5 protein-coding genes are annotated in these 4461 nt (G+C 34.1%); 1 reads left to right on the top strand and 4 read right to left on the bottom strand.

The window, feature by feature from the left end:
• From Q0075_RS05965 to Q0075_RS05950, 4 genes are all read right to left on the bottom strand, one after another.
• Positions 1-1028, bottom strand: a 1028-nt coding sequence (locus tag Q0075_RS05965; RefSeq protein WP_297868713.1) for a hypothetical protein, incomplete at its 3' end; no start/stop codon positions are given.
• Positions 1029-1150: 122 nt separating this feature from the next.
• Positions 1151-1666: a DUF4136 domain-containing protein gene (locus tag Q0075_RS05960; protein WP_297868712.1), complete on the bottom strand. Its 516-nt coding sequence runs from the start codon at positions 1664-1666 to the stop codon at positions 1151-1153.
• Between the two features lie 63 nt (positions 1667-1729).
• On the bottom strand, positions 1730-3715 hold the full coding sequence (locus Q0075_RS05955) for a urocanate hydratase (protein ID WP_297868711.1): 1986 nt from the start codon (positions 3713-3715) through the stop codon (positions 1730-1732).
• Positions 3716-3777: 62 nt separating this feature from the next.
• Complete coding sequence (locus tag Q0075_RS05950; protein WP_297868710.1) at positions 3778-3963, bottom strand: DUF5522 domain-containing protein; 186 nt, start codon at positions 3961-3963, stop codon at positions 3778-3780.
• A 28-nt stretch (positions 3964-3991) separates the two neighbouring features.
• On the opposite strand from Q0075_RS05950, the gene Q0075_RS05945 reads away from it, so the two are divergent.
• Entirely contained in the window at positions 3992-4315 is a 324-nt protein-coding gene (locus Q0075_RS05945; RefSeq protein ID WP_297868709.1) for a hypothetical protein, read from the top strand.
• Positions 4316-4461: the final 146 nt, after the last annotated feature.

Raw genomic sequence — 4461 nt, 5'->3', positions numbered from 1 at the left:
GTTACATTCACGCTAGTTGCACCGCCACCAAAAGTATATTGAATAGGAGCAATAGGATTTCCAGAGCAAATATTTTGATTGTTGTTAGCCGAATCAAGAGTTAAAGTTACGCCTGTAATATTGATTACAACAGTATCAGTTATGTTTGTTGAGCAAGAATTAGTAGCCGTTAAAGTTAAAGTTATACTACTACCGCTAGTTGCTGTTGCAGGAACTGTGTAAGAGGTTAATATATTATTTGCTGCTGAAAAACTTCCTGATGCCGCACTCCAAGTAACACTAGTATGTCCTTGTGCAGTTCCAGATAAATTGATTGTTTGTCCAGCACAAGCTGCTACAGGAGTGGTTCCTGCCTCAACAGTAAAGGGTTGAACTGGAGCAATACAACCATTGTTTACGTAAGTGGCAGCTCCTGACGGTGTAAAATTTACAGTTGAACCATTTAAATCGGCTGCAGTACCACCAACTGTTCCAAAAATATTAACTAAATTAGCTCTTTGATAAGTTACACTATCAGAACACCCTGCACCAAAAGTAACAGCTAAAGTTCGAGTTGCAGCAGGTAAGTTATAGTTAGCAAAATGTCCACCTGTTGTAGATGGATTATTTTGAAAAATCATATAGATAGTAGAACTTAAAGAACTAAATGAATTCAGGGTTATATCTAAATTTTGACTTGTTACAACAATTACAGTTGAATTTGCCGGTAAAACACCTCCAGTGGGTTCTAAAATCAATCCGCAACCACCTGTTGATGCTATATTAGCATTTAGTTGAGCAACTTTTGAAGCCGTAGTAGCATTTTGAACTAAGCCAAGCCATGTCTGAGCAGGCCAGTTTACACTCAAGGTACTCGTGTTTAAAGCTGTTCCGCCAATTTTCATTCGGAACATTTCGTTATAACCTTCATCAGTTCCATTATCACATGCATCAACTAAAATACTCTCAATTTCAAAGCATTGTGAAAAACTTTTATTGGATATTATGAATAAGCTAATTGATAATGTTAAAACCTTTAAAAAATTCATACTGTAAATTACTTTATTTGAAAAGCGGATGCAAAGTTACAAAAAACCCAAAGTTTAATATTATGAAATAATTAATATTCAATAAAAAAAGAAAGGTGTGATTTTTTCACACCTTTCTTTTTTTATTTTGGAGGATATTGTTCTAAAATTCTAGTAACAAACTCCTTTATTCTTGCATCTTTTTTTTCGGTATCTTTTGTGAGATATCCTGAACCTTCACCTTGCCAAACCAATTCTTTTGTTTTGGCATCAATAATATCAATAAAAAGGGTGCCTTCAGGACTGGTCATAACATTTGTATAACCCATTCCCCAGTACGGATTCCAACCCCAACCAAATCCATAATTTTGATAAACATCAACACGCTCACGTTCTTTTGTGAAAATACTAATCAAAATATCAGGGTTTTCAGACTTAGTAAATCCCTTAGAAATCATTACCTCTTCAATAGAATTTAGAATTCTCTTTTTATCTAAATCGGAAATTTCAACTTTATCTATGCCACTTTTTAAGTATGCAAAGGTCTTATAGTTAGTGAAATTTGCTTTTTTATCATAATCCGCATTTACTCTGACAGAACTGCAAGAAGCTAAAATAATTACTAAAAAAAATACGGAAAGAAATTTTAAAGTTTTCATAATATTTAGTTTTAAGTTTTGATTTCAGGAATAGAAGCTCAACTTGAAACTTGAAACCTGAAACTACAATAATGAATCGTCTACTATATTAGGGATGGTAATTTTCAATAAAGGTTGCGTCTCCATAGCTCTTTTTATTGCAAAAATGGCTCCTTCATTTCTTGCCCAACTTCTTCGTGAAATTCCGTTATTAACATCCCAGAAAAGCATTGACTCTAAACGTCTTGATGCTTCTTTACTTCCATCAAGAACCATACCAAATCCGCCATTAATTACTTCTCCCCAGCCAACACCGCCACCATTGTGAATAGAAACCCAAGTAGCACCTCGGAAACTATCTCCAATTACGTTATGAATCGCCATATCAGAAGTAAATCTTGAACCATCATATATATTAGAAGTTTCTCTGTAAGGAGAATCAGTACCTGAAACATCGTGGTGGTCGCGACCTAAAATTACATAACCGATTTCACCTTTTGCAATTGCTTGATTAAACGCTTCTGCAATTTTAATTCGGCCTTCAGCATCGGCATAAAGAATTCTTGCTTGTGAACCCACAACTAATTTGTTTTCTTGCGCACCTTTAATCCACTGAATATTATCCGCCATTTGTTGTTGAATTTCCTCTGGCGAATTTTTCATCATTTCTTCCAAAACATCGCAAGCTATTTTATCGGTCTTAGCTAGATCTTCTGGATTTCCTGAAGCACAAACCCAACGGAATGGTCCAAATCCATAATCGAAACACATTGGTCCCATAATATCTTGAACATAACTTGGGTATTTAAATTCTCTACCTAATGTTGGATGGTCATTCATCACATTAGCTCCAGCTCTTGAAGATTCTAATAAAAAGGCATTTCCATAATCAAAGAAATACGTTCCTTTAGCGGTATGTTTGTTAATTGCTTCAGCATGACGACGAAGTGTTTTTCTAACTTCTTCTTTGAAGCGCTCTGGTTCATTTGCCATCATTTCATTCGATTCTTCAAAGGTAAATCCGATAGGGTAGTAGCCACCAGCCCAAGGATTGTGTAAAGAAGTTTGGTCAGATCCTAAATCGATATGTAGATTTTCTTGGTCAAATCGCTCCCATACATCAACTATATTTCCTAAATAAGCAATGGAAACCACTTCTTGATTTTCTAATGCTTTTTTAACTCTAGGAACTAATTCGTCAATGTTATCAACTATCTCATTAATCCATCCTTGTGAATGGCGAATGTGTGTAATTTTTGGATTTACTTCGGCACAAACAGTAACACAACCTGCAATATTTCCCGCTTTTGGCTGAGCACCACTCATTCCTCCTAATCCAGAAGTTACGAATAATCCGCCTTTTGGTGATTTTTTAATTTTTCTAAATCCGTTTAAAACAGTGATGGTTGTCCCATGAACAATTCCTTGAGGACCAATATACATATAACTTCCAGCTGTCATTTGTCCGTATTGTGAAACACCTAATGCATTCATTTTTTCCCAATCGTCTGGTTTGGAATAATTTGGAATAACCATTCCATTCGTAACCACAACTCTTGGTGCTTCTTTATGCGATGGGAATAATCCCATTGGGTGACCTGAATACATGACTAACGTTTGTTCGTCTGTCATTTCGGCCAAATATTTCATGGTTAAGCGATATTGAGCCCAGTTTTGAAAAACAGCTCCATTACCACCATAAGTTATTAATTCATGAGGATGTTGGGCTACAGCATAATCCAAGTTATTTTGAATCATGAGCATAATCGCTTTTGCTTGTTCGCTTTTGCCAGGATATTCTGAAATAGGTCTCGCGTACATTCTATAATCTGGACGTAGGCGATACATATAAATTCTGCCGTAAGTCTCTAATTCGGCTTTGAATTCGGGAATTAAAGTAGCGTGATGCTCGGGTTCAAAATAACGAAGTGCGTTTTTTAAAGCTAATTTTTTTTCTTCTTCTGTTAAAATTTCTTTCCTTTTTGGAGCGTGATTAATTTCGGCTTCATAAGGTTTTGGATTCGGTAAAACCGATGGAATTCCCTCTAATATTTGTTCTTGAAATGTCATTATAATTAATTTTAGATGTTAAGATTTTGGATTTTTGATTGGATTATCTAAATATCTTTAATCTATTTATCTTGTTTTTTGTTTGTTCCAGTTTTTTTATCAAAACCATAAGGGCAATGGCGACACCCACTTTTACAACAATAGCCTCTTTTAAGATGATATTTTTCTGTAAAGCATTTGTATCCTTCAGGAGTATAATAAAAATCTTCTCCTTCTTTTAAATTATTTGGATTTAATTCATTGTTCATGTGGACAAATTTACCAATTTTGTATAATATGATTGTACTAGTTATTAAATATTTAATTCCGAAAGGATTTCGTGGACTTACAGTTTATCCGTTTATTTTTTTATTGAATAAAAAAGACAAAATAAATCCGGAATTATTAAATCATGAAAGAATTCATATTCGGCAACAATTAGAAATGTTAGTATTGCCTTTTTTTGTATGGTATGGAATTGAGTTTATTATTGGGTTAATTCGATTTAGAAATAGGAGAGAAGCTTATTATAATATTTCATTTGAAAAAGAAGCTTACCAAAATGAAAAAGACCTTAACTATTTAAAGCAAAGGTCTTTTTGGAATTTTTTGAAGTACTAAATTATTTCTTTTTAGGAGCTACTTTTTGAATCTTTTCTACCATATCTTTTCATTTCCTATTGTATTACCCTGCAACGCCTCCCTAAGCACCTGTTGCAACAACTTTTCATTATATCCCAACGGGTTAAAACCCATTGCTATTTATT

The organism is uncultured Flavobacterium sp. (assembly GCF_937967675.1).
Lineage (GTDB): Bacteria > Bacteroidota > Bacteroidia > Flavobacteriales > Flavobacteriaceae > Flavobacterium.
This window is presented reverse-complemented; position numbering and strand designations above follow the sequence as displayed.

Bases quoted from the DNA above. Each gene is read 5' to 3' on its own strand.
- Q0075_RS05945 (WP_297868709.1), top strand. From the start codon at position 3,992: ATGATTGTACTAGTTATTAAATATTTAATTCCGAAAGGATTTCGTGGA.
- Q0075_RS05955 (WP_297868711.1), bottom strand. From the start codon at position 3,715: ATGACATTTCAAGAACAAATATTAGAGGGAATTCCATCGGTTTTACCG.
- Q0075_RS05950 (WP_297868710.1), bottom strand. From the start codon at position 3,963: ATGAACAATGAATTAAATCCAAATAATTTAAAAGAAGGAGAAGATTTT.
- Q0075_RS05960 (WP_297868712.1), bottom strand. From the start codon at position 1,666: ATGAAAACTTTAAAATTTCTTTCCGTATTTTTTTTAGTAATTATTTTA.